Source organism: Nonomuraea sp. NPDC003804 (assembly GCF_040610675.1).
Taxonomy (GTDB): domain Bacteria; phylum Actinomycetota; class Actinomycetes; order Streptosporangiales; family Streptosporangiaceae; genus Nonomuraea.
The window spans coordinates 1-20,508 of the sequence record NZ_JBEXMT010000027.1 but is presented as its reverse complement, the minus strand read 5'-3'; the positions used below and the strand labels follow the sequence as shown (position 1 = coordinate 20,508).

The 20,508-nt window shown below is 72.1% G+C and carries 22 protein-coding genes; 12 read left to right on the top strand and 10 right to left on the bottom strand.

The window, feature by feature from the left end:
- Nucleotides 1-131: 131 nt before the first annotated feature.
- Nucleotides 132-296: a hypothetical protein gene (locus tag ABZX22_RS31665; RefSeq protein ID WP_354916011.1), complete on the bottom strand. Its 165-nt coding sequence runs from the start codon at nt 294-296 to the stop codon at nt 132-134.
- Nucleotides 297-660: 364 nt separating this feature from the next.
- On the opposite strand from ABZX22_RS31665, the gene ABZX22_RS31660 reads away from it, so the two are divergent.
- The 3 genes from ABZX22_RS31660 to ABZX22_RS31650 all read left to right on the top strand — a co-directional run bounded on the left by ABZX22_RS31660 (nt 661) and on the right by ABZX22_RS31650 (nt 3,651).
- Nucleotides 661-1,311, top strand: coding sequence for a hypothetical protein (locus tag ABZX22_RS31660; protein ID WP_354916009.1), 651 nt, complete (start codon nt 661-663; stop codon nt 1,309-1,311).
- Between the two features lie 505 nt (nt 1,312-1,816).
- Nucleotides 1,817-2,719 carry an aminoglycoside phosphotransferase family protein gene (locus ABZX22_RS31655; RefSeq protein WP_354916006.1) on the top strand — a complete coding sequence of 301 codons (903 nt, stop codon included), beginning with the start codon at nt 1,817-1,819 and terminating at the stop codon, nt 2,717-2,719.
- A gap of 278 nt (nt 2,720-2,997) precedes the next feature.
- Nucleotides 2,998-3,651, top strand: coding sequence for a hypothetical protein (locus ABZX22_RS31650; protein WP_354916003.1), 654 nt, complete (start codon nt 2,998-3,000; stop codon nt 3,649-3,651).
- A gap of 110 nt (nt 3,652-3,761) precedes the next feature.
- Here the strand turns inward: ABZX22_RS31650 and ABZX22_RS31645 are convergent, their stop codons facing one another.
- Together ABZX22_RS31645 and ABZX22_RS31640 are read right to left on the bottom strand one after the other, a co-directional pair.
- The gene (locus tag ABZX22_RS31645; RefSeq protein ID WP_354916000.1) at nt 3,762-4,811 is read right to left on the bottom strand and encodes a serine hydrolase domain-containing protein; all 1,050 of its coding nucleotides are present in this window, start codon (nt 4,809-4,811) and stop codon (nt 3,762-3,764) included.
- Between the two features lie 53 nt (nt 4,812-4,864).
- Nucleotides 4,865-5,755 (bottom strand): LysR family transcriptional regulator, encoded by an 891-nt coding sequence (locus ABZX22_RS31640; RefSeq protein ID WP_354915997.1) that lies wholly within the window; start codon nt 5,753-5,755, stop codon nt 4,865-4,867.
- A gap of 97 nt (nt 5,756-5,852) precedes the next feature.
- Between ABZX22_RS31640 and ABZX22_RS31635 the strand changes: the two genes are divergently transcribed.
- Nucleotides 5,853-7,139 (top strand): MFS transporter, encoded by a 1,287-nt coding sequence (locus tag ABZX22_RS31635; RefSeq protein WP_354915994.1) that lies wholly within the window; start codon nt 5,853-5,855, stop codon nt 7,137-7,139.
- A gap of 23 nt (nt 7,140-7,162) precedes the next feature.
- On the opposite strand, the gene ABZX22_RS31630 is transcribed toward ABZX22_RS31635, so the two are convergent.
- Nucleotides 7,163-7,534, bottom strand: a complete 372-nt coding sequence (locus ABZX22_RS31630) for a DoxX family protein (protein ID WP_354915991.1) — start codon at nt 7,532-7,534, stop codon at nt 7,163-7,165.
- 83 nt (nt 7,535-7,617) lie between these two features.
- Here ABZX22_RS31630 and ABZX22_RS31625 point away from each other — a divergent pair, with 83 nt between their 5' ends.
- Nucleotides 7,618-8,499, top strand: coding sequence for a LysR family transcriptional regulator (locus tag ABZX22_RS31625; RefSeq protein WP_354915988.1), 882 nt, complete (start codon nt 7,618-7,620; stop codon nt 8,497-8,499).
- Nucleotides 8,500-8,652: 153 nt separating this feature from the next.
- Here ABZX22_RS31625 and ABZX22_RS31620 read toward each other — a convergent pair whose 3' ends face one another.
- The gene (locus tag ABZX22_RS31620) at nt 8,653-10,008 is read right to left on the bottom strand and encodes a PLP-dependent aminotransferase family protein (RefSeq protein WP_354915985.1); all 1,356 of its coding nucleotides are present in this window, start codon (nt 10,006-10,008) and stop codon (nt 8,653-8,655) included.
- Between the two features lie 108 nt (nt 10,009-10,116).
- On the opposite strand from ABZX22_RS31620, the gene ABZX22_RS31615 reads away from it, so the two are divergent.
- On the top strand, nt 10,117-11,022 hold the full coding sequence (locus tag ABZX22_RS31615) for a branched-chain amino acid transaminase (protein WP_354915982.1): 906 nt from the start codon (nt 10,117-10,119) through the stop codon (nt 11,020-11,022).
- 292 nt (nt 11,023-11,314) lie between these two features.
- Here ABZX22_RS31615 and ABZX22_RS31610 read toward each other — a convergent pair whose 3' ends face one another.
- The 4 genes from ABZX22_RS31610 to ABZX22_RS31595 form a co-directional block, all read right to left on the bottom strand.
- Nucleotides 11,315-11,845 (bottom strand): hypothetical protein, encoded by a 531-nt coding sequence (locus ABZX22_RS31610; RefSeq protein ID WP_354915979.1) that lies wholly within the window; start codon nt 11,843-11,845, stop codon nt 11,315-11,317.
- A 293-nt stretch (nt 11,846-12,138) separates the two neighbouring features.
- Complete coding sequence (locus ABZX22_RS31605; RefSeq protein ID WP_354915977.1) at nt 12,139-13,287, bottom strand: amidohydrolase family protein; 1,149 nt, start codon at nt 13,285-13,287, stop codon at nt 12,139-12,141.
- Entirely contained in the window at nt 13,277-13,501 is a 225-nt protein-coding gene (locus ABZX22_RS31600; RefSeq protein WP_354915974.1) for a hypothetical protein, read from the bottom strand. The genes ABZX22_RS31605 and ABZX22_RS31600 overlap by 11 nt, the downstream gene beginning before the upstream one ends.
- A 123-nt stretch (nt 13,502-13,624) precedes the next feature.
- Complete coding sequence (locus ABZX22_RS31595) at nt 13,625-14,764, bottom strand: ROK family transcriptional regulator (RefSeq protein ID WP_354915971.1); 1,140 nt, start codon at nt 14,762-14,764, stop codon at nt 13,625-13,627.
- Nucleotides 14,765-14,911: 147 nt separating this feature from the next.
- Between ABZX22_RS31595 and ABZX22_RS31590 the strand changes: the two genes are divergently transcribed.
- The 5 genes from ABZX22_RS31590 to ABZX22_RS31570 are packed head-to-tail and all read left to right on the top strand — an operon-like array spanning nt 14,912 to nt 18,948.
- A complete protein-coding gene (locus tag ABZX22_RS31590; protein ID WP_354915969.1) occupies nt 14,912-15,640 on the top strand; it encodes an amino acid ABC transporter ATP-binding protein in 729 nt (242 codons plus the stop codon).
- 18 nt (nt 15,641-15,658) lie between these two features.
- A complete protein-coding gene (locus tag ABZX22_RS31585; protein WP_354915966.1) occupies nt 15,659-16,576 on the top strand; it encodes a glutamate ABC transporter substrate-binding protein in 918 nt (305 codons plus the stop codon).
- Entirely contained in the window at nt 16,576-17,220 is a 645-nt protein-coding gene (locus ABZX22_RS31580) for an amino acid ABC transporter permease (RefSeq protein ID WP_354915963.1), read from the top strand. Before ABZX22_RS31585 ends, ABZX22_RS31580 begins: the two co-directional genes overlap by 1 nt.
- Entirely contained in the window at nt 17,217-18,014 is a 798-nt protein-coding gene (locus tag ABZX22_RS31575) for an amino acid ABC transporter permease (RefSeq protein ID WP_354915960.1), read from the top strand. The genes ABZX22_RS31580 and ABZX22_RS31575 overlap by 4 nt, the downstream gene beginning before the upstream one ends.
- Nucleotides 18,007-18,948, top strand: a complete 942-nt coding sequence (locus ABZX22_RS31570) for an asparaginase (protein WP_354915957.1) — start codon at nt 18,007-18,009, stop codon at nt 18,946-18,948. The genes ABZX22_RS31575 and ABZX22_RS31570 overlap by 8 nt, the downstream gene beginning before the upstream one ends.
- 50 nt (nt 18,949-18,998) lie before the next feature.
- Here ABZX22_RS31570 and ABZX22_RS31565 read toward each other — a convergent pair whose 3' ends face one another.
- Complete coding sequence (locus ABZX22_RS31565; protein ID WP_354915954.1) at nt 18,999-19,628, bottom strand: pyridoxamine 5'-phosphate oxidase family protein; 630 nt, start codon at nt 19,626-19,628, stop codon at nt 18,999-19,001.
- Nucleotides 19,629-19,811: 183 nt separating this feature from the next.
- Between ABZX22_RS31565 and ABZX22_RS31560 the strand changes: the two genes are divergently transcribed.
- A complete protein-coding gene (locus ABZX22_RS31560; protein WP_354915951.1) occupies nt 19,812-20,300 on the top strand; it encodes a hypothetical protein in 489 nt (162 codons plus the stop codon).
- The last annotated feature ends 208 nt before the right edge of the window (nt 20,301-20,508 follow it).

The window sequence follows — 20,508 nt, the reverse complement described above, 5'->3', positions numbered from 1 at the left end:
AGATCTCAACACATCTGCACTCGGACGGGCTGGAAGCAGTCGGAAAGACGGACAGCGATGGCGATACATGCGGGCGAAGCGGCGGGTTCGGTCCTGTTGATTCACGCTCGGCTCTGGGTGAGTGCCGCTCGTCAACGCTCGACCAGCAGCGCACCAGGGCTCTGCCGGTATGCCGCCTGGCCTACCGGCCCTACCCCGCCGGTCGTGCGCGGGAGCGGAGCGGTGCCGCCCTCCGGCCGATGCCCGGTGATCATCGCGCGGCCGAAGCTGGGCGGCCTGCGAGCCCGAACGATCACCGCTGTCACCCTTGCCCGCCCGGGGTGCCCCTTCGGCGGGTCCTCGACACCTTGGCGCGCGCATACGACCACGCCGACCCCGCGGCACCGGCTACCGGGACGCTCGGCCAGGAGGTGGAGATGCTCGGCGGCGCCGCCGTGCCGCCCCCGACACCGGTCTCCTGCACCACGCGACCGGACGCCGGCACCTATCACCTGATCGACTTCAAGGAGGTCGGCAGGCCGGGTCTGGAGGAGAAGGTCCGCACCCTGCGCGCGCGCCCCTCACCGGCGGGACACGGCAGGGAACCGTGCTGGACCACTGACCGTTGGATCGACAGCCGCCAGCTTCGGGCGATCGCCCTCGACGCCTCACGGAGTACCCATGAAGTCACTTCCGCTAAGGCTGCAACTTCTCCTGGCTCTCGTGGCGCTTCTGTCATTCAGCCTGAGCGTGTACCTGGAGGAAAACCATCTGGAGTACCTCGACCGGCATCCGATCATGGTCAACCTGCTGTCCGGCGTTGTGGGATTCTCCGCGGCGTCCCTCGTGATCAGCATCGGCTTCGACTGGTATGCCACGAAGGAAACCTCGAAGAAGCGGTCGTCGGCCTATGAGCTCCTCGTCGGCCGGACGATCTACATGCTGTCCCGGCTGGATACTCAGGCGTGGGAGAAACTGGATACCGACCTCGCGACCAGGGCGGCCCGTGTCCTCGGGTTCCGGGACGCCGAAGAGGCCGGCGATTCAGCGCATGCCGCACAGATAGAACGGGGAGTCCTCCCACGCGGAAGGCAGCGGGACATCGCCACCTGCCGAAGGATCATCGGCTTCGGCGAAGCCCTCCATGAAGCGCTGAGCATCGGGGCGGACCAGGAGATCTCCAGGGCCCGCCGAGCTGTTCGGAAATCGATGGAAGAGTTCGAGAGGGCGGATGGCCCGATCTGGGACGTGGTGGTCGCTACGACGACCTACGTGGTGGCGCTTCTGGAGCGCCCTGAGTGTGATCACATATTCGCCATGCCCCGTCAATAGTTCACGGTCCCTTCGTTCTTCTCTGCTGGCTTCTTCGGCCTTCTCCGCTGGCTTCTTCCGCCGAGCGATGCCCCTCTGGGCTGTTGCCCGAGCGAGCCCGGCCCGTAGCTGGTCAGGCTCGCTCGGCGGGCGCCACGCCGGCGCTCCGGTCCCAGCCGCGGCGCGGGACCTGCGCCGGCCACCAGCACGCGATCGCACGGTCCCGTCTGCCTTCTCGCCTCCGGCCTACGTGAATGGCCGCTCCCGACGTCTGACCACTACGACAGCTACCGAACCGGGCCGTGGCGATCGCGTGCTTGGGCGCATGCCGGAAGAGTCACCGGTCATCAGCGTTCCAGGCGCCTGCCGAGAATGTCGGCAGGTTGACCGTATGGCCCGGTGAGGATCCGTGGTCGCGGGAGGGCGTCACGGAGTCGGATCGCGGGCGGGAAGGTGTGGCCATGACCACGCCGGCGAACTGCCGTACCGAGCCGCTCCGCCTGCCGCCTCAGTACTGTGATCTCGCATGACCGACACCGAGATTGAGATCACCGCAGACCTGGTTCGCGACCTGCTGCAGGAGCAACATCCGGACCTTGCTGGGCTGGCCATCCGCGAGGTGGAGGGCGGCTGGGGCAACCAGATGTGGCGCCTCGGGGACGAGTTGGCCGTGCGCATGCAGCGCATGGACCCCACCCCGGAGCTCCAACTCAAGGAGCGGCGGTGGCTACCCGTGCTGGCCCCGCGCCTGCCGCTCCCGGTGCCGACCCCGGTGCGGTTCGGCGAACCGTCCGAGCGCTTCCCCAAGCACTGGACCGTGATGACGTGGGTTCCCGGCGAGCCGCTGGACCACGGCTCGATCAGCCGCGGCACCCACGCGGCCGACACGCTGGCGGGCTTCCTCCAGGCGCTCCATGTGGAGGCGCCCGCCGAGGCCCCCGCCAGTTCGGACTTCGGCGCTCACCCCAAGAGGTGCACGGGCGGCTTCGAGCAGTTCTTGCAGGCCATTGACCGCGACGCCGTCGGCGATGTCCGCGCCGTCCGGGCCGTCTGGGCCGACGCCGTCGCGGCCCCCGAGTGGGAGGGCCCGCCGGTGTGGGTGCACGGCGACCTCCATCCCGCGAACGTCGTCGTCTCGGACGGAACGCTCTCGGGCATCGTCGACTTCGGTGGCATGTTCGCCGGCGATCCGGCGTGGGACCTCGCCGCCGCATGGGTGCTGCTACCCGCGGGCACGGCCGCACGGTTCTTCGACATGTACGCGCACGCAGACGAGGCGGCGATCCGGCGCGCCCGCGGGCTGGCCGCTATGAAGAGCCTCTTCCTGATGCTCATGGGGCAGAACGGAGATCGGGGCCTTCCCGGCGGCAAGCCGAACTGGGGACCCGCAGGCCGGGCGGCACTTGATCGTGTTCTGAAGGGCGTTTGACGCACGATTCTTTGACATTCTCGATCTTGGTGAACCGTGGGCCGGTAGCGGCCTGTCCGCTCCGGCGCCCAGGCGTCTATCTGGGTTGTGGTGCGCGTGCGCGCGGCCGGAGCGACGCGCCGGTCCAGCGGGAACGGGTTGACGGAATGGACTGCGTAGTTCTGCCGATGCTGCCCATGACGCGTGTGCAAGACTCGTTGGATTGCCTTTGCTGTGCTGCGGCCCGCATGCGGCCCCCAGCACAGCAAACCGGGATCGGACAGAACGCGAGGAGTCAGGTGTCCTTCGAGCAGTGGAGCACACGTTGGGAATCAGTACCGCTGTCCGAGGCGACAGAGCGCTACGACATCTGCAAAGCCAGCGAGAATCACGTGGATGACCTGGAAGAACTCTTCGGGGACGAACCAGAGTGCTTCTTCGTTCACCAGGGTGACCTCACCATCGACGGGCCTTTGTCGATAGGGAACGACCCTGGTCTGGCGCAGGACACCGTTTACGTCATCGATGGCGACCTGACGGTCAACGGGCCGATGCGCTTTTTGAACGCAGACGTCTACACGCCGCTTTATGTCACCGGCTCGGTCACCGCGCAGCACCTGATGTGCCTCGTGGACAGCAATCTGTTCATCGGCGGCTCGCTCACCGTCGGGGGCCTGCTGATGACGGAACTCTCCGACTCGGGAATGCTCGTCGTACACGGTGCTGCATCTGCGGGCGCGTGGCTCGAAACATGGGACAGGGGCGAGGTCGCCTTTGTCGATGATCTGAAGGCCCGTCGGCTGCGCGTGTCCGAGGGCGATTACCTTGAAGACGCCGACGCGGATGACGCGGCTGACATCCTGTTGCCCGAGTTCCTGGACGGCGACACTGAAGATGCCGCGGAAAAGCTCTGGGAAGCCGCGCTTGAAGGACGTCCCCTGCTGCGCCCCTGATTTCCTGCCGGTTTGATCGGCAGCCGCGGATGAGTACAGCGATGTCGGCGATCAGTTGGCGGGGGGTGAGCACTCACCCCCCGCCGCGGCTGCCCGACCGGCTCAACAGCTCAGGAACGCGCCGTCTGCAAGGTGCGGAGCAGCTCGAAGGCAGGACGGTCCACGGAACGTCGCGTGTTGCTGAGGACGGCGACGCCCACCCCCTTCTCGGGGTCGAAGCCCACGAACGAGGAGAACCCGCCGGTCATCCCGCTGTGCCAGAGCTGCAGGTGGGCGCCCTGCCGAGCATGCAGCCGTTGCCCCATCCAGCCCAGGTGAACCCAGGAGAAGGGGCTGATCCGATGCTCGGTCCGGCGGCTGAGCCGGATCGCCTCGGCCAGCGCGCCGGCGCCGTCGTCCACGTGGGCGCGGAGGAAGGCGACCAGGTCGGCCGGCGTGGATCGCAGCCCTCCGGCACCGGCCATGTCCGCCAGGTGCCAGGCCGCGGCGGGCCTGCCCCGCCGGGTGTGGCCCTGCGCCAGGCGCGCCGACCGGCCGCTGCCGACGGCACCTTCGACGGTGATGCCGGTGCCGGTCAGGTCCAGCGGGGAGCTGATCTCCCGGGAGATCAGCGTCTCGTAGTCGGTGCCCGCCCGGTGGGCGAGCGCCGCTCCCAGCAGGCCGGCGCCGAGGTTGGAGTAACGGAACCGGCGTCCGGGCGTGGCGCCCAACCGGGTCCGAGCCAGCCCCCGGAGCAGGAGATCGATCGTGCATCCGGCGTACGGATCCGGCTTCCACGGGCGGAGCAGCGCCTCCAGCATCATGCCCTTGGGCAGTCGGGGCAGCCCTGAGGTGTGGGCCGCCAGATGGCGAAGGGTGATCTCCTGGCCATCCCGTGACGGCACGCGTGCCCCCTCGGGCAGCAGCGCGGCCACGGGCTCGTCGAGGTCGACCGTGCCGGCGACACCCAGCCGCGCCAGGGTTAGAGCCGTGAACACCTTGGTCACCGAGCCGACCTCGAACACCGTCTCGGCGCCGGGCGGGCCGTCGTTGTCACCGCCGGCGCGACCGGCACCCCGGATCTCCACCGAGCCGGGGGTCAGCGCGGCGACCACCACGCCGACGTGTTTCGCGGCCAGCCGCTCAGCTGACTCCCTCACGAGGCCGTCCAGATCTGTCACATCTGGCAATTATCGGTGTTGCGGCGTGCGGGCGGAGCCGCCGAACCGTGCGGCTACGAGTGGTGTGGCCGGCCGGCGGCGGCGTACAGCAGCTGCCGCAACCCCGGCAGTTCCTCGCGGTCCTCCCGCCACACCAGGCGCAGGCTCAGCCGCGGAGCCGGTAGCGCCAGCCGTACCAGTGCACCCGACTCCAGCGCCGGGGCCACCGCGAACTCCGGCAACAACGCGATGCCCAGACCCTGCTCGGCCCAGGCGCGCATCACCGCCACCCCGCCCGCGGCGACCCGTTCGGGCGCCGGCCCGAGCACGCTGTCGGCGGCCAGGCGGAAGGAGCAGCCCGGCACGTTGACCAGCAGCCGCTCGCCCGCCAGGTCACCAGGGCCGACCAGGCCGCGCCCGGCCAGGGGGTGTCCCGGTGCCGCCACCAGCACCAGCGGGACCTCGTCGACGTCGAGGAAGGTCAGCGGCTCAGGTGGCGCGAACCCCAGCCCGCCCAGCGCCTGGCCCGCGTCCAGCAGCAGCGCCGCCTCCAGCCGCCCGGCCGCGACCTCGGCCATCAGCTCGTCCCTGCTGGAGCTGGGACGCACCCGCACCTCCAAGCCGGGATGGTGTTCGGCCAGGTGGGCCAGCACGCGCGGCGCGTGGGTGGCGGCGATGGTCTCCAGCGCCCCGAGGCGCAGCCGGTACGGCTGCCCGGTCACCTCCAGCCGGGCCTGCTCGGCCAGCTCCAGCAGGCGGCGCGCCCAGCCGGTCAGCCGCTCGGCGGCCGCGGTGGGGCGCATGCCGCGCGGCGTGCGCTCGAACAGTGACACCCCGAGCGAGCGCTCCAGCGCGCGGATCTGCTCGGAGACGCTGGAGGGCGCCAGGTCCAGGGCGACGGCGGCGTCGGTGACGGTGCCGTGCCGTAGCAGGGTCTCGAAGGTGCGCAGCTGGCGCAGTTCCATGCCGCTGCCAACCCGCGCCGGGCGTTCGGAAATTCCGAACGCTGCCTTCGGGTCAGCCGGTGGAGGCGGCGGTCGGTGCCGGGCGAGGGTGGGCGCCATGATCAGATATCTCGTGGGCGTCTCGCTCGGCTACTTCATGGTGCTGCTGGACATGACGGTGCTGGCGGTCGCCGAGCCGGACCTGGCCGCCTCGCTGGAGACCTCCGTGGCCGGCCTGCAGTGGGCGACCACCGCCTACACCGTGGTGTTCGGGGCGTCGCTGCTGTCGGCCGGCGCCGTCTCCGACCGGTACGGCGCGCACCGCGTCTTCCGCGCCGGGGTGAGCGCGTTCGGCGCGCTCTCGCTCCTGTCGGCGCTGGCGCCGACGCTGCCGGCCCTGGTCGGCCTGCGCGCCGTGCTCGGGGCAGCGGCGGCGGCCTGCCTGCCGAGCTCGATGGCGATCATCGCGCGGCTCTACCCTGACCCGCCGCGCCGCGCACGCGCCTTGGCCACCTGGGCGGCCGTCAGCGGCGCGGCGGTGGCCGCCGGCCCGATCGCCGGGGGAGCGCTGGTGGACCTGGCCGGCTGGCGGGCGATCTTCCTCGTCAACGTGCCCATCACCCTCCTCGTGCTGTCCCTGGTCAGGGGCGCGGCGATCACCTGCCCGGCGGGGGAGCGGCGGATCGACTGGCGTGCGCAGCTGACCGCCGTGGCGGTGCTGGCGCTGCTCACCAACACCGTGGTGGCCGCCGGCTCCCGCGCCTGGGCGCACGCGGCCGCCTCAGGAGCGGTCACCCTGGCGGCGGCCGGTCTCTTCGCGGCGTTCGAACGTCACAGCCCGGCGCCGGTGCTCCACCGCGGGCTGCTGGCCGGCCGCGGCGTGCGCGCCGGGCTGGCGGCCGGCGCCGCGGTCACCTTCACGCTCAACGGCATCCTGTTCGTGCTGCCGCTCCTGCTGCGGGACCAGCACCTCGGCGCGACCGCCACCGGCTTGGCGTTCCTGCCGATGACCCTGCCCTTCGTGCTCAACCCGCCGCTGACCGGCCGGCTGGTGGCCCGCTTCGGCCCCCGCCCGCCCATCCTGGCCGGGCTGGCGCTGCTGGTGGCCGGCAGCCTCGCGCTGGCCGCCGGATGGCTGCCCGCCGGGCTGCTGCTGGCCGGCCTCGGCGTCTCCTTCGTGCTGCCCGCGCTGGCCGCGGCCGTCGTCGCGGCCGCTCCTGAGGGTACGGCAGGCGCGGCCGGCGGGCTGCTCAACAGCGTCAGGCAGGTCGGCGCGACGCTCGGGGTGGCGGCCATGGGCGCGCTGGTGACCACCGGCCCGGCCCTGCCGCTCCTGCTGGCCGCGGCCGTCTGCGCGGTGGCGGCCGCCGGTTTCCTGCAGCCCGCCGGCGCCCGGCTGAGGTGACATCGGGGCCCCGGCGGGCGGGCTCAGAGCGGCCACGAGGTGAGACGCCCCCATGCGACGATCGCAGCGACGACCATGACGGCGATATTCCCGCCGACCAGGTGCGCCTCCCCGCGACCCAGGTGCGTGATCGTGGCGCCGGCCATGAGGATCACCAGACCGATCGCCGCGACCGGCGTCAGCACGGGCGCGATCCGCGTCACGCCGGGAAGGACGAGGCCCGCCGCGCCGCACACCTCCAGGATCCCGATGCCCGCCACCTGGGGCCGGGAGAAGTCCTCGACCCACGGCATGATCCCGCTGATGGCCTCGAGCGGCGCGAAGATCTTGAGGCCACCGGCGAGGAGGAACAACACCGCCAGCAACCCCTGAAACACCCAGAACACAATGGACATGCCGTTCAGTGCACAGCGTCCCCGACGGGACTGTCCAAGACCGGTTTCCACCTGCCCGACAGGCGCGGCCTATCATGGCCGGAATGGGATGGGATCTGCGGCGGCTGCGGTATTTCCAGGCAGTGGCCGAAGAACTGCACTTCGGCCGGGCGGCCCGCCGGCTGCACATCGCCCAGCCGTCGCTGAGCCAGCAGATCAAGGCTCTGGAACGGGCGGTCGGCGCCACCCTCCTGGAGCGCACGCCGCGCGGGGTGCGGTTGACCCCCGCGGGGGCGGCGGCGCTGGAGGCGGCCCGCGACCTGCTCGCCCGCTCCGACCGCACCCTGCGCGACATCAGGGACCTGGCCGCCGGCTCCGCGCCCGCGCTCAGGCTCGGGCTGTCCACGGGGATCGGTCCCGACCTGCTCGGCCGGGTACGGCTGGCCGCCGCAGCCGTGGGGGTGGACATCGCCTTCCGCGACGCCGCCTCCGCCGAACAGCCGGACCTGCTGCGCAGGGGTGAACTCGACCTCGGCCTCGTGCTCGAGCCCGCGACCGACGACACGGACCTGAGGCTGCTGCGCCTGGTCGACGAACCCCTCGGCGTGATCGCCGGCAAGCGGCACCGGCTGCCGGACCGGCTCACCGCGGACGATCTCACCGGCACCCGCCTGCTCTGGTTCGACCGGGAGGAGGCCCCCGGCTACCACGACCACGTGCTCGACGCCTGCGCAGCAACCGGATGGCGGCCCGAGATCCAGGTGTGCGACAGCCGGCGGCTCAGCGCCGTCGTCCTGCTGCTCACCGCCGAGCCGGACCTGGTCACGCTGGTGCCCGCCGCCAAGGCCGGCCATCCCGAGCTGGCCTGGCGCCCGCTGCGGGACGCCCCCCGCCACCGCGTCGCCCTGGCCTGGCGCCGTGCCGACGGCAGGGAGGCCGTCGGCCGCCTTCGCGACGAGCTCGACCGCGGTCCGGCCCGGACCTGACTCCTCCGGTCCGGCGCGAAACCTGATTCCTCCGGTCCGGCGCGGACCTGATGACCGCGGTCCGGGGCGACCCTGACGACCGGCGAGCGCCCGCCGCGACCTCGACCGTGCTCGTGGGCGTAGGGCGAGGGCCCGAGCCGATCGAGACGGGGATCAGCCGTTCTGCGCGGGCGTGCCGGTCCGTTGGTCGCGGGCGCGCCAGGCTTCGGCGAGGCCGGCGACGGCCTGGTCGAGCAGCTCGGGCCGCAGGGCGAAGCTCAGGCGCAGGCGGTCGCGGTGGCGGCCGTCGGCGGAGAAGAGCGAGCCGGGGGCGACGGCGACGCCGTACCGGCGGGTGAGCGCCGAGAAGCGGTCGGTGTCGGTGCCGGGCAGGCGGACCCACAGTGACAGGCCGCCGCCCGGCGGTTCCCAGGTCCACGCCGGTAGTGCGGCGGCGAGCGCGGCGGACAGGTGGTCGCGGCGGGCGGCCAGCTCGGCGCGCCAGGAGCCGGCGGGGTTGCCTTCCAGGAGTTCGGCCGCCATCCGCTGGGAGACGGCGCTGGTGGCGAGGTCGGCGTCCTGCTTGGCCTCGGCCAGCCGGGCCAGCAGCGGCTCGGCGGCGCGCAGCCAGCCCACCCGCAGTCCGCCCCACAGCACCTTGGACAGCGAGCCCACGGTGACCGTGCCGTGCGGGTGACCGTCCGCGAGCGGCGCCGGGCAGGCGCCTTCGAACACCAGCTCCGCGAGGGTCCGGTCCTCGACGATCAGGATGTCCTCGGCGCGGGCCAGGTCGGCCACGTGCCGCAGGTCGGGGACCGCGCCCGTCGGGTTGTTGACGCTGACGGCGTAGATCAGCGCGGGCCGGTGCAGGCCGATCGCCGCGCGGGCCGCTCGCGGGTCGGCCAGCTCGACGGGTACGGCCAGCGCTCCGGCCCGCTGGAAGGCCGCGAGCGCGCCGCCGTACGTCGGATCCTCGACGAGCACCTTGTCCCCCGGGCGCAGCAGGACCCTGGCCGCCAGATCGATGCCCTGCTGGGCGCCACCGGTGATCAGGACGTCCCCGCCCAGCAGCGCGCGCAGGCGGGGGTCACCCTTGGCGTCGTACCCGTGGCCGGTGGGTGTGCGCAGGAGTTCCGCGGCGTCGAACGGGGGCACGACGAGGTGTGAGGGGTCGGGCACGACCGAGGTCGACAGGTCGGCGAGGACGGCGCCCGCGCGCAGCAGCCCCGAGAAGGACGGCGTGCCCGTGGCGACGGTCTCGCGCAGGTAGGTGCCGCTGCCGTGGCGGCGCTCGAACAGCCCCTCCTCGCACAGGGCGTTGAGTGCGGCGGCGACCGTGCCGCGGCTGAGCCCGACGATCAGGGCGAGGTCGCGTTCGGACGGCAGCCTGCCGCCGGGGGCCAGCGCGCCGATCTCGGCGAGATCGCTCAGCGCCCCGGCGAGCCTGCGACTGGGCGGCTGCCTGCCCTCGCGCAGCCGCAGCCGGTCGCGGACGAGCACGGCGAACCTGTTCAGATCCTCGGTTCCCACCGGGCTATTGTGCCCGCTCTTGTGTGGCCTGGTCGACCGCCGCTAGATTCGCCACTCATTGGAAAAGTGGCTCAGAAGTGGCCACTTGATTGAGCCACTTGAGGGGACATGATGAAGCTGCCCGAGACCGGGACGATCTGGATGGACGGCGCGCTGGTTCCGTGGCCGGAGGCCCGCGTCCACGTGCTGTCCCACGCCCTGCACTACGGCACGGCCGTGCTGGAGGGCACCAACGTCCACGACACCCCGCAGGGCCCGGCGGTCTTCCGGCTCGACGCCCATCTGGCCAGGCTCTACCGGAGCGCGAAGATCATCGGCCTTGCCGTGCCGTACACCCCGGGTGAGCTGCACGCCGCCACCCTGCGAACGGTCAGGGACAACGGCCACTCGACCTGCTACATCCGCCACCTCGTCCACCGCGGTTACGGCGAGATGGGCATCTCGGCGCGGAACTGCCCGGTCACGGTGTCGATCGCCACCTGGGAGTGGGGCACGTACCTGGGCGACGGGGTGCGGCTGATGACCAGCTCCTGGCGCCGCAACGACCCCGCCGTCGTCCCCACGGTCGCCAAGGCGACCGGCCCCTACCTGAACTCGGTGCTGGCCAAGGCCGAGGCGCTGGACGCGGGCTTCGACGAGGCCGTGCTGCTCAACGCCGCCGGCCACGTGAGCGAGTGCACGGCCGCCAACCTGTTCCTCGTCAGCGACGGCGCGCTGGCCACCCCGCCCGCCACCGCCGGGGCCCTGGAGGGCATCACCCAGGACACCGTCGAGCGGCTCGCCGCCGACCTCGGCCTGCCCGTACGGCGGCGCGACATCCTGCGCGCCGAGCTCTACACGGCCGACGAGCTGTTCCTGTGCGGCACGGCCGTCGGGATCGTGCCGGTCGCCTCCGTCGACCACCGCGAGAGCGGTCCGGAAGGCCCGGTGACCGCCAAGCTCAGAAACGCCTACGACGCGGCCGTGCACGGTCGTGACGACCGCTACCGCGACTGGCTCACCCCTGTCGGTTAGGTCCGGCCGACCCCGCGGCGTGATCAGGTCCGCATGCGGGCCGGATGGAACGCGGTACTCGCGGGGCGGCGGGCGGCGTCCATGACGCGCGCGGGGCGCTGTGGGCAGGAGGACGGCAGGACGGACGGTCGGGCGGACGGGGAGTCGGCGGACGTGGAGGCGGTCGGGTGGACAGCAGGACGGTCAGCAGGCAGGCGAACGGCAGGTCGACGGACCGGCAGGTCGACGAACGGGGAGGCCGGCGGACGAGGGCCGGTGGATGGGGAGGCCGGCGGATGGTCAGGCTGGGGTGTCAGCGGACCCAGCCGGTGTAGCGGCGTCCCGACGACGTGCCCGAGGAGCGCCCGCCGCCGCGGCCCTCGGCGGGTTCGAGGGTGGCGGCGACCGCCCTGACGAGCCAGGCGTTCACCGACAGGCTCTCCCTGCCGGCCGCCTCCTCCACCCTGACCTTGAGGTGTTCGGGGAGCCGGAAGTTGATGCGCGCCGTACCGCCCTCGTCGCCCTCCGGTGGCAGCGGGGGAGCCGGCGGCCTGGCCGCGACGGCGGGCACGGGCTCGACGGTCTGGTCGGCGGACTCGTCGACGGGGACCCTGACGACGAAATCCGGGTCGCGACCGCGCAGGCGGACGTCGACCGACCCGGGTGCGAGGTCGCGCGTGATCTCGTCGGCCGCCTTTGACAGCGCCTCCAGCAGGGCGAGCCTGGTCGCTGACTCCAGCGGCCCGGTGAGCCGCTCGGCGAGCGCACGGGCGTCGTCGCCACCGACCTCGGCGGCGGCGGCCAGCTCCTGGCGCAGATAGTCGACGTATGGCGCGAGATCCATGACGCCACTATGGCGTCAACCTGGCATCATCGCAAGCCGCCGACCTTCGATGCGGCCGCTCCCGTCAACGCTCCGCCGCGAGCCGGAGCACCGCCCCGACCGGCGTGGCCACCAGACCCCGCCGCCACCCACCCGGCCTGGGTCGAGCCGCTGATGGGTGTCAGCGAAGGGGGCGGGCTGGAGGGAGGTCGTGCGGTCCCGATCGGGCGGCACGCTGCGCGCCCTCCGACTGCACGCGTTCTCGTCGGGGTGTGTTCGCGTGTCTTGTCCGGGGTAGCGCTCGGTCTGATCCGTCACGCGTCGTCTCCCAGGCGGTAGACGCGACGCGCGTTGTCCTTGCCGATCATGGTGGCCACCCGGACCGCCTGGGCCGGCGACCACTCCCCGTCGGCCACGAAGCCGCCGAGGACGCGGGACATGGCCCGGCGCCACAGCAGGGCGCCCAGGTGGTGCAGCTCGGCCGGGCCCCAGGCGTCGGAGGAGAAGAGGATCTTGGCGAACGGCGCCAGCTCCAGGCTCTCCGCCACGACGGCCACGCTGCGCGCTCCGGTGTAGTTCACTCCAAGGCCCACGTCGAAGTAGACGTTGGGGTAGACCTGGGCCAGGTAGCCCGCGTTGCGGTGGAACGGATAGCAGTGCAGCAGGAGCAGCGGCACACCACTGGGCTCGGCCCGCTCGATGAGCCCCCGCAGCAGCAGCGGGTCGGAGCGGCGCAGGTCGACGTCAGGATCGCCGTAGCCGGTGTGGAACTGCAGTGGCAGCCCGCGCTCGATCCCGGTCCAGATCAGGTGGCGTAGCAGCACCGGATCGTCGACCCGGACCGTCGCGGTCTCCTCGACCGCCCGCAGCCACCGCCCCGCCGCCACTGTGACCTCGGCGGGGGCGGGCGGGCTCGGGTCGAGGTCGAGCCCGTGCCGGTAGGCGGCGATCGTCTTGAGGCCGCGGGCCGTACGGCTGAGCTTCCACAGCAGTTCGGCGAAGCGCGCGGCGAACCCGGCCGCGCTGACGCCCTCGGCGACCACCTGTTCGGCCACCGCCTCCAAGCGGACGACCTCCTCGGCGGGCCGTCCGGTGACCTCGGCCATGCCCGCGACCCCGAGGATCTCGTCGCCGCGACAACCGGTCTCCACCAGGAAGTGGCCGACCCCGCTCGCGGCCAGCAGCCGCCTGTTCACCTCCGCGGCGCCGAGTTCGGCACGCCGCGCCATGTACGCCTCGGGCGAGGCGTGCGGGTCGAGACCCAGCACGGGCGCGCAGTGCCGCAGGATCGCGAAGCCGATCTGGGTGTCGAACTGGCTCATCCAGCCGGGTACCGGCCGGTCCGACTCGGTGATGAGCTCCTCGAACTCCGCCCTGGACAGGTCGTTGCCCGCGGCGCCGTGGACATGGTGGTCCACCAGCGCGATGGCCTCGATCGACTGATCGAGGGACTCAGAAGACATCAGCGATCCTCCGGCGGCTTTCCACGTCGTCCAGACCGTCGAGCGCGCGCGACTCCGCCCGCTTGGCCGACAGGTACGTGTCGATGAGGTCGGGCGCGAACAGGCCGCGGACGACCTGGTCGGCCTCGAGTGCGTCGAGCGCCTCGTCCTGCGGCTTCGGCAGCGGCGGCACGGCCGCGACCGAGACGCACACCTCCGCGCGCTCTCCAGTCATCGACGCCTCTCGATCAGGGTTGTCCCGCCCATCATTCTGGCCGGTCGCCGAGCCGAGGGCGAGCGCGTCGAACGGCTCTAGGAACCGTTTCCCCGTACCGCCGGGCCGCGTCCGGCCCGGGGGTCAGAGGACGGCGTCGAGGAGGAGGGCGCCCGCGCCGAGCAGCGCGACGTCCTTGCCCGCCCGTGCCGGCGCGATCTCCAGGTCGCGGGTGGCCAGCGGCAAGCAGCGCTCGTACACCGCCGCCCTGATCGCCGCGATCAGTGGCTCGGCCGCCGACAGGCTGCCGCCGACGGCGATCACGTCGGGGTTGAAGAAGTTGACGAGCACGGTGAGGACCTCGCCGATCAGCCGTCCGGCGCCGCGCACCAGGCTGGTCGCCTCGGGCACCGCGTCGCTGACCAGGCCGATGATGTCGGCGGGCCGGTCGACCACGATGCCCGCCTCGGCCAGCGCGGCCATCAGCGCGGCGCCGCTGGCGTAGGCCTCCAGGCAGTCGGGGTGGCCGCACGAGCACATCACCGAGGGGTCGGTGCGGACCCTGACGTGGCTGATGTCGCCCGCCGCGCCCCTGCCTCTGTGCAGGTGGCCGTTGACGATCACGCCGCACCCTATGCCGGTGCCGGTCTTGAGCACCATGAGGTTGTCCGAGCCGGGCCACGAGCGGGCCTCGCCGACGGCCATGAGGTTGGCGTCGTTCTCGACGAGCACCGGCAGGTCGTAGCGGGCGCCCAGGTGCTCGGCCACCGGGTAGTTGTTCCACCCCGGCATGCGGGAGGGGCCGACGACGCGCCCGGAGGCCGGGTCGACCGGCCCGGGGATCCCGGTGCCGACGCCGCGCAGCGGCATCCCGGAGGGGGCGCGCGTGCGCAGCAGGTCGTCGAAGGCGTCGGCCATCCAGTCGAGCACCGCTTCGGGGCCGGCCGCGATGTCACAGGCCCGTTCCTGTACGGCAAGCGGTGTCCCGCTCAGATCGAGCAGGCCGAGCCGTACGTGATGGGAGCCGAGGTCGGCGACCGCCAGCAGGCCCGCGCTGGGGGCCAGCCGCAGCCGGCGGGGCCTGCGCCCGCCGCGCGAGGTGCCCGAGCCCTCCTCGACCAGCAGCCCGGCCTCGAGCAGCTCCTCGACCCGCAGCGACACGCTGGAGGCGGCCAGGCCGGAAAGCCGCGCCAGATCGGCGCGTGACTCGGCCTGGCCGGTGGCGACGAGCCGCAGCAGTTCCCCCTGCGCCCCCGTCACGGGCAGCCGCTCTTTGCCAGACATGAGCAGATGAATACCACGCTTTACCTTCGTACGACAATGTGTTGACTTAGCGCGAAATCATCCATTACGGTCCGCCATATCTTCGATATCGAAGGAAGTGTCGCGGGATACCTGGCAAAGAGGGTTCCGTGACCGTGGGAGGACTGGATGATTCGGGTACGAGGGCTGAACAAGTGGTTCGGCCGGCACCACGTGCTGCGCGACATCGACCTCGACGTCGCGCGCGGCGAGGTCGTGGTGGTGATCGGCCCGTCGGGTTCGGGCAAGTCCACGCTGTGCCGCTGCCTCAACCGGCTGGAGACGGCCCAGCAGGGCGAGATCGCCATCGACGGCGCGCCCGCCCCGCTGGAGGGCCGCGAGCTGGCCAGGCTGCGCGCCGACGTCGGCATGGTCTTCCAGTCGTTCAACCTCTTCCAGCACAAGACCGTGCTGGAGAACATCACGCTCGCCCCGATGAAGGTGCGCGGCGTCGGCCGTGACGAGGCCGAGAAGACCGCTCGCGACCTGCTCGACCGCGTCGGCATCGGCGCGCAGGCGGGCAAGCTGCCGGGACAGCTGTCCGGCGGGCAGCAGCAGCGCGCCGCCATCGCCCGCGCCCTGGCCATGCGACCCAAGGTCATGCTCTTCGACGAGCCGACCTCCGCCCTCGACCCCGAGATGGTCGGCGAGGTGCTGGACGTCATGACCGGCCTGGCCGCCGACGGCATGACCATGGTCGTCGTCACCCACGAGATGGGTTTCGCGCGCAGGGCGGCCGACCGCGTGGTGTTCATGGCCGACGGCCAGATCGTCGAGGAGGGCGCTCCCGCGGCCTTCTTCGACGCCCCCCAGACGGACCGGGCCAGGGACTTCCTGGCCAAGGTACTCACTCACTGAACGCAAGGGATGGTGCCCATGAAGAAGATGGTCGCTGTCGTCGCCGTGTCGCTGCTCGGCCTCGCCGCCTGCTCAAGCACGGAGTCCACCGGCAGCCCCGCCGTACCAGGAGAGGCGAAGCCCGCCGCCGACGACCTGCTCGCCAAGGCCCCCGTCGCCGACGCCGCCGCGATCCTGCCCGGCTCGACGATGGAGAAGATCAAGAAGCGCGGCGAGCTCCTCGTCGGCGGCTCGCTCGACGCCCCGCTGCTGTCACAGCAGAACCCGGTCAGCGGCGAGGTCGAGGGCTTCGACGCCGACATGGGCAAGGCCCTGGCGAAGTACATCATCGGCGAGCCGAAGGTGAAGATCGTCAACTCGGCCTCGGAGACGCGTGAGGCGCTGCTCAGCAACGGGACCGTCGACGTCGTCTTCCAGACGTACACGATCACCCCCGAGCGGGCCAAGCAGGTCGCCTTCGCCGGGCCGTACTACACCTCCGGCCTGACGATCGCCGTCAAGAAGGGCGCCACGGGCATCGCCAAGCCCGAGGACCTCAACGGCAAGAAGGTCATCGCGGGCGCCAACACCCCGGCCATCCCCGCGATCAAGAAGCTGGCGCCGCAGGCGGAGATCATCACCTTCGGCAGCGACCCCGAGTGCATGCAGGCGCTCAAGCAGGACCGGGGCGTCGCCTACGTGCAGGACGAGACGCTCCTGATCGCCAACGCGCAGAAGGACCCCTCCATCCAGGTGGTCGGTAACCCCTTCACCCAGGATCCGTACGGCATCGGCCTCAAGCACGGCGACGACCAGTTCAAGTCGTTCGTCAACGACTGGCTGAAGAAGACGCAGAGCACCGGCGTCTGGCAGCAGGCCTGGAAGAACTCCATCGGCACCGTCGTCCAGGGCGAGGCGCCCGCCCCGCCGCAGATCGGCTCGGTGCCGGGTTCCTGATGTCCGTCCTCCTGGACCACCTGCCCGAACTCTGGCAGGGCCTGGTCGTGACGCTCCAGCTCACCGTCGCGTCCTTCGTCGGCGCGGCGGTGCTCGGGGTGCTGGTCACCGCGATGCGGGTGAGCCCGGTCGGCGTGCTGCGCGCCATGGGCACCGCCTACGTGGAGGCGTTCCAGAACCTGCCGCTGCTGGTCCTGCTCCTGCTGGCCTGGTTCGGCCTGCCCGAGATCGGGATCAAGGCGGGGCCGATGGTGACCGCGATCGTGGTGATCTCGGTCTACGAGGCCGCCTACGTGGCCGAGGCGCTGCGTTCGGGCGTCAACGCGGTCGGCCAGGGCCAGGGTGAGGCGGCCAGGGCGCTCGGGCTGACGTTCCGGCAGTCCCTGTGGCATGTCATCCTGCCCCAGGCGCTGCGCACGGTCGTCCAGCCGCTCGGCAACATCCTCATCGCGCTCACCATGAACACCGCGCTTGCCGGCGCGATCAGCGTGGTCGACCTGACCGCCGCGGCCAACAGGGTGAACCTGATGGAGGCCCAGCCCATCCCGATCTTCGTCGGTGCGGGCCTGATGTACGCGCTCATCGCCGCCGTCATCGGCTTCACGACGGGACGGCTCGAGCGACGGCTGGTGATGATCCGATGAGCAGTGTCCTGTTCGACGAGCCGGGGCCGCGCGCCAGGCGCAGGATCCGGATCGCCACCGTCCTGGGCGTCCTGGCCGCGCTCGCGCTCGCCGCGCTCGCGATCCGCCAGTTCGCCGCCAACGGGCAACTGGCCTACGAGCGCTGGCAGCCGTACGCCACCTGGCCCATGTGGCGCTACCTGCTCAACGGCCTGTGGTCGACAGCGTTGGCCGCCGTGGTGTCGGCGGCCCTGTCCATGGCCCTGGGCCTGCTGCTGGCCCTCGGCCGGCTGTCCGAGCGGCGCTGGGTGCGCGGGCCGTCGGCCGGCTATGTCGAGGTGGTGCGGGTCATCCCGGCGCTGCTGCTGGTGTACGTGGTGCTGTTCGCGCTGCCCAGGTACGGCCTCGACCTGCCGCTGTTCTGGAAGCTCGTGGTGCCGCTGACCGTCTCGAACGCGGCCGCCTTCGCCGAGATCTTCCGCGCCGGCATCCTGTCGGTCGAGCGCGGGCAGACCGAGGCGGGCCTGGCCGTCGGGCTGACCCGCCTGCAGACCATGCGGATGATCGTGCTGCCGCAGGCCGCCCGCCGGGTGCTGCCGTCGATCGTCAGCCAGTCCGTCGGGCTGCTCAAGGACACCTCGCTCGGTTTCGTGGTCAGCTACGGCGAACTGCTGTACTCGGGCAAGGTCCTGGCCGCCTACAACGGCCTGCTCATCCAGACCTACGTGGTGCTGGCGCTGATCTACCTCGTGGTCAACGCCTCGCTGTCCAAGCTGGCCAGGGTCCTGGAGCGAAGGAGCAAAGCCCGTGCCTGAGCCCGCCGTCCTCGCCGAGGTGGTCCGCTCGGGGTTCGTCGAGAGCGTCCACTACGGCAGCGCCGTCGGCCTCGGCCCCGACGGCCGGGTCGAGGTCGCCCTCGGCTGCGTGGACGCCCCTGTCCTGCCCCGCTCGTCGGCCAAGCCGTTCCAGGCGCTGGCCTGCCTGGCCGCGGGCGCGGCCCTGTCTGGCCCGCGCCTGGCGATCGCGGCCGGCAGCCACACCGGCGAGGACTTCCACGTACGGCTGGTCGCCGAACTCCTCGAGGAGTACGGCCTCGGCCTCGGCCACCTGCGCTGCCCCGAGGACTGGCCGGAGGACGAGGCCACCCGCCACCGGCTGATCCGTGACGGCCACGGCAGGACGCGCGAGCGGATGAACTGCTCGGGCAAGCACGCCGCGATGCTGGCCGCCTGCGTCGCCAACGGCTGGGACGTGGCCTCCTACCTCGACCAGGACCACCCGCTCCAGCGCCGGGTCAGGACGGCCGTGGAGGAGCTGTCAGGGGAGAGGGCCGCCGCGGTGGCCGTCGACGGATGCGGCGCGCCCCTGTTCGGGCTGTCTCTGGCCGGCCTGGCCGGGGCGGTACGGGCGCTGGTGCTGGCCGCGCCGGGCAGCGCGCCCCGCCAGGTCGCCGACGCCATGCGGGAACACCCCGAGTACGTCGGCGGCACCGGACACCAGAACACCGAGCTCATGCGCGCCCTGCCCGGCGCGGTGGTGAAGGGCGGCGCCGAGGGTGTGCTGGTCGCGGCGCTCGGCTCGGGCCACGCCGTCGCCGTCAAGGTCATCGACGGCAGCCCCAGGGCCACGACGGCGATCGCGCTCGCGGTGCTGCGCCGGATGGGCTGCGACGTCTCGGACACCGGCGCCTTCACCACGGTCCCGGTGCTGGGCGGCGGCGTGCCCGTGGGGCGGATCCACGCGGTTTAGGTGCGGGGCAGGCCCCGCACAGGTGCGGTGCCGGTGCGGTGCCGGGCAGGTCACGCGGCGACGATGCGGCGGCCGGTGATCCGGGTGGGCCTGATCCTGACGTAGAGCGTCCGGTCGCCGCCCGCCCACGGGATCACCTCCGGCCCGGTCGGCTCGTGCCGCGCCGGACCCTGGACCAGCACGCTCCAGCCCGTCCGCATCGCGTCGTCGATCCTGTCGACCTCGAAGCCGACCATCCGCTCGACCCCTTCGAGACCCGTCCGCAGGTCCTCGTCCATCGGCCCGCCGTGCGCGGTGCGGAAGACGATCGCCCCCTCGTCGAGGCGGTAGTTGACAGGCAGCACCGTCGGCCCGCGCAGCCCGTCGAACGCCACGCGGCCCACCCCGCCAGGCGCGATCAGCCGCAGGCACTCCTCGGCCGCGAGCGGCTCCAGCCGGGGGGCCGCCAGCGCCGGAGCGCCGCCCTGCGGCCGGTCAGGGACGTCGCCGAGCAGGTCCCTGGTCGTGGTGCCCAGGGCGTCGGCCAGCCGCTGCAACGTCTCCATACCGGGCGTGGCCACCTGCGCCTCCAGGTGCCGCAGGTAGCCGGGGGACAGCCGCGCCCGCTCGGCCGCCTCTTCGGTGGTGAGGCCGAGGCGTTCGCGGTGGTGACGGACCCTGCGGCCCAGATCGCTGGTCATCGTGGGGCTCCTCCTCGTCGTCCGGTACGCTCCGACGCTACGGACGCCTCCGGCGGCCCGCCACGGCCGTCGGACATCGCGTCGCCGGGACCTCCGTAGGCAGCAGAAAAGGACTTTCGGCCCTGCCCGGCGGACGGATCCGGATGGTGTGCTGGTGTCGGCACTCGGCACTGGGAAGGAACAATGCACCACTCTCTCACCGAAGCCGATTCCGCGGAGGAGCCGGCAGAGGATCCGGTCAGGCCGCTCGACTACGTCTGGGGCGTGGCCCGCATCGCCGCCGGCTCGCTGTTCCTGTGGGCCTACGTGGACCGGGCCTTCGGCCTGGTCACGCCCGTCCACCAGGCATGGATGTACGGCGGCAGCCCGACCTCGGCCATCCGGCACGGCGGTCTGCCGGCGCTGGCCGGGCAGCCGTGGGTGGACGGGCTGTTCATGTTCGGGCTGCTCGGATTCGGTCTCTGTCTCGTGCTCGGCGTCGCCACCCGGGCGGTGGCCACGGCGGGCGGGATCACGCTGGCCCTCATGTGGGCGGCCGCGCTGCCGCTGCCCGGCGGGCCGTTCGCCCACGAGTACATCGTCTACGCCGTCGGGCTGGCCCTGCTCGCCGTGGTCAGGGCGGGGGACACACTCGGTCTCGGCAGGCTCGTCGCCAGGCCGTACCTCAAATAGTCCAACAAACGCCCACCCATCCGTGGTGGGCGTTTTGCCGTCCCGGTGGAAAACTTCCAGGTGTGTCCAACCCGCTGCTGCCACACATGCGGCTCGACGAGCTGCTGGAGGAGCTCCAGGTCCGGTTGAACGCCGTGCTGGCCACCCGTGACCGGGTGCACGCGTTGCTGGACGCGGTGGTGTCGGTGGGCAGTGACCTGGATCTGGA

Coding starts and splice junctions, on each gene's coding strand:
- ABZX22_RS31660 (WP_354916009.1), top strand. CDS start 661: ATGAAGTCACTTCCGCTAAGGCTGCAACTTCTCCTGGCTCTCGTGGCG.
- ABZX22_RS31585 (WP_354915966.1), top strand. CDS start 15,659: ATGAAGAAGATGGTCGCTGTCGTCGCCGTGTCGCTGCTCGGCCTCGCC.
- ABZX22_RS31575 (WP_354915960.1), top strand. CDS start 17,217: ATGAGCAGTGTCCTGTTCGACGAGCCGGGGCCGCGCGCCAGGCGCAGG.
- ABZX22_RS31610 (WP_354915979.1), bottom strand. CDS start 11,845: ATGGATCTCGCGCCATACGTCGACTATCTGCGCCAGGAGCTGGCCGCC.
- ABZX22_RS31605 (WP_354915977.1), bottom strand. CDS start 13,287: ATGTCTTCTGAGTCCCTCGATCAGTCGATCGAGGCCATCGCGCTGGTG.
- ABZX22_RS31580 (WP_354915963.1), top strand. CDS start 16,576: ATGTCCGTCCTCCTGGACCACCTGCCCGAACTCTGGCAGGGCCTGGTC.
- ABZX22_RS31625 (WP_354915988.1), top strand. CDS start 7,618: ATGGGATGGGATCTGCGGCGGCTGCGGTATTTCCAGGCAGTGGCCGAA.
- ABZX22_RS31630 (WP_354915991.1), bottom strand. CDS start 7,534: ATGTCCATTGTGTTCTGGGTGTTTCAGGGGTTGCTGGCGGTGTTGTTC.
- ABZX22_RS31600 (WP_354915974.1), bottom strand. CDS start 13,501: ATGACTGGAGAGCGCGCGGAGGTGTGCGTCTCGGTCGCGGCCGTGCCG.
- ABZX22_RS31635 (WP_354915994.1), top strand. CDS start 5,853: ATGATCAGATATCTCGTGGGCGTCTCGCTCGGCTACTTCATGGTGCTG.
- ABZX22_RS31655 (WP_354916006.1), top strand. CDS start 1,817: ATGACCGACACCGAGATTGAGATCACCGCAGACCTGGTTCGCGACCTG.
- ABZX22_RS31615 (WP_354915982.1), top strand. CDS start 10,117: ATGATGAAGCTGCCCGAGACCGGGACGATCTGGATGGACGGCGCGCTG.
- ABZX22_RS31565 (WP_354915954.1), bottom strand. CDS start 19,628: ATGACCAGCGATCTGGGCCGCAGGGTCCGTCACCACCGCGAACGCCTC.
- ABZX22_RS31560 (WP_354915951.1), top strand. CDS start 19,812: ATGCACCACTCTCTCACCGAAGCCGATTCCGCGGAGGAGCCGGCAGAG.
- ABZX22_RS31595 (WP_354915971.1), bottom strand. CDS start 14,764: ATGTCTGGCAAAGAGCGGCTGCCCGTGACGGGGGCGCAGGGGGAACTG.
- ABZX22_RS31590 (WP_354915969.1), top strand. CDS start 14,912: ATGATTCGGGTACGAGGGCTGAACAAGTGGTTCGGCCGGCACCACGTG.
- ABZX22_RS31640 (WP_354915997.1), bottom strand. CDS start 5,755: ATGGAACTGCGCCAGCTGCGCACCTTCGAGACCCTGCTACGGCACGGC.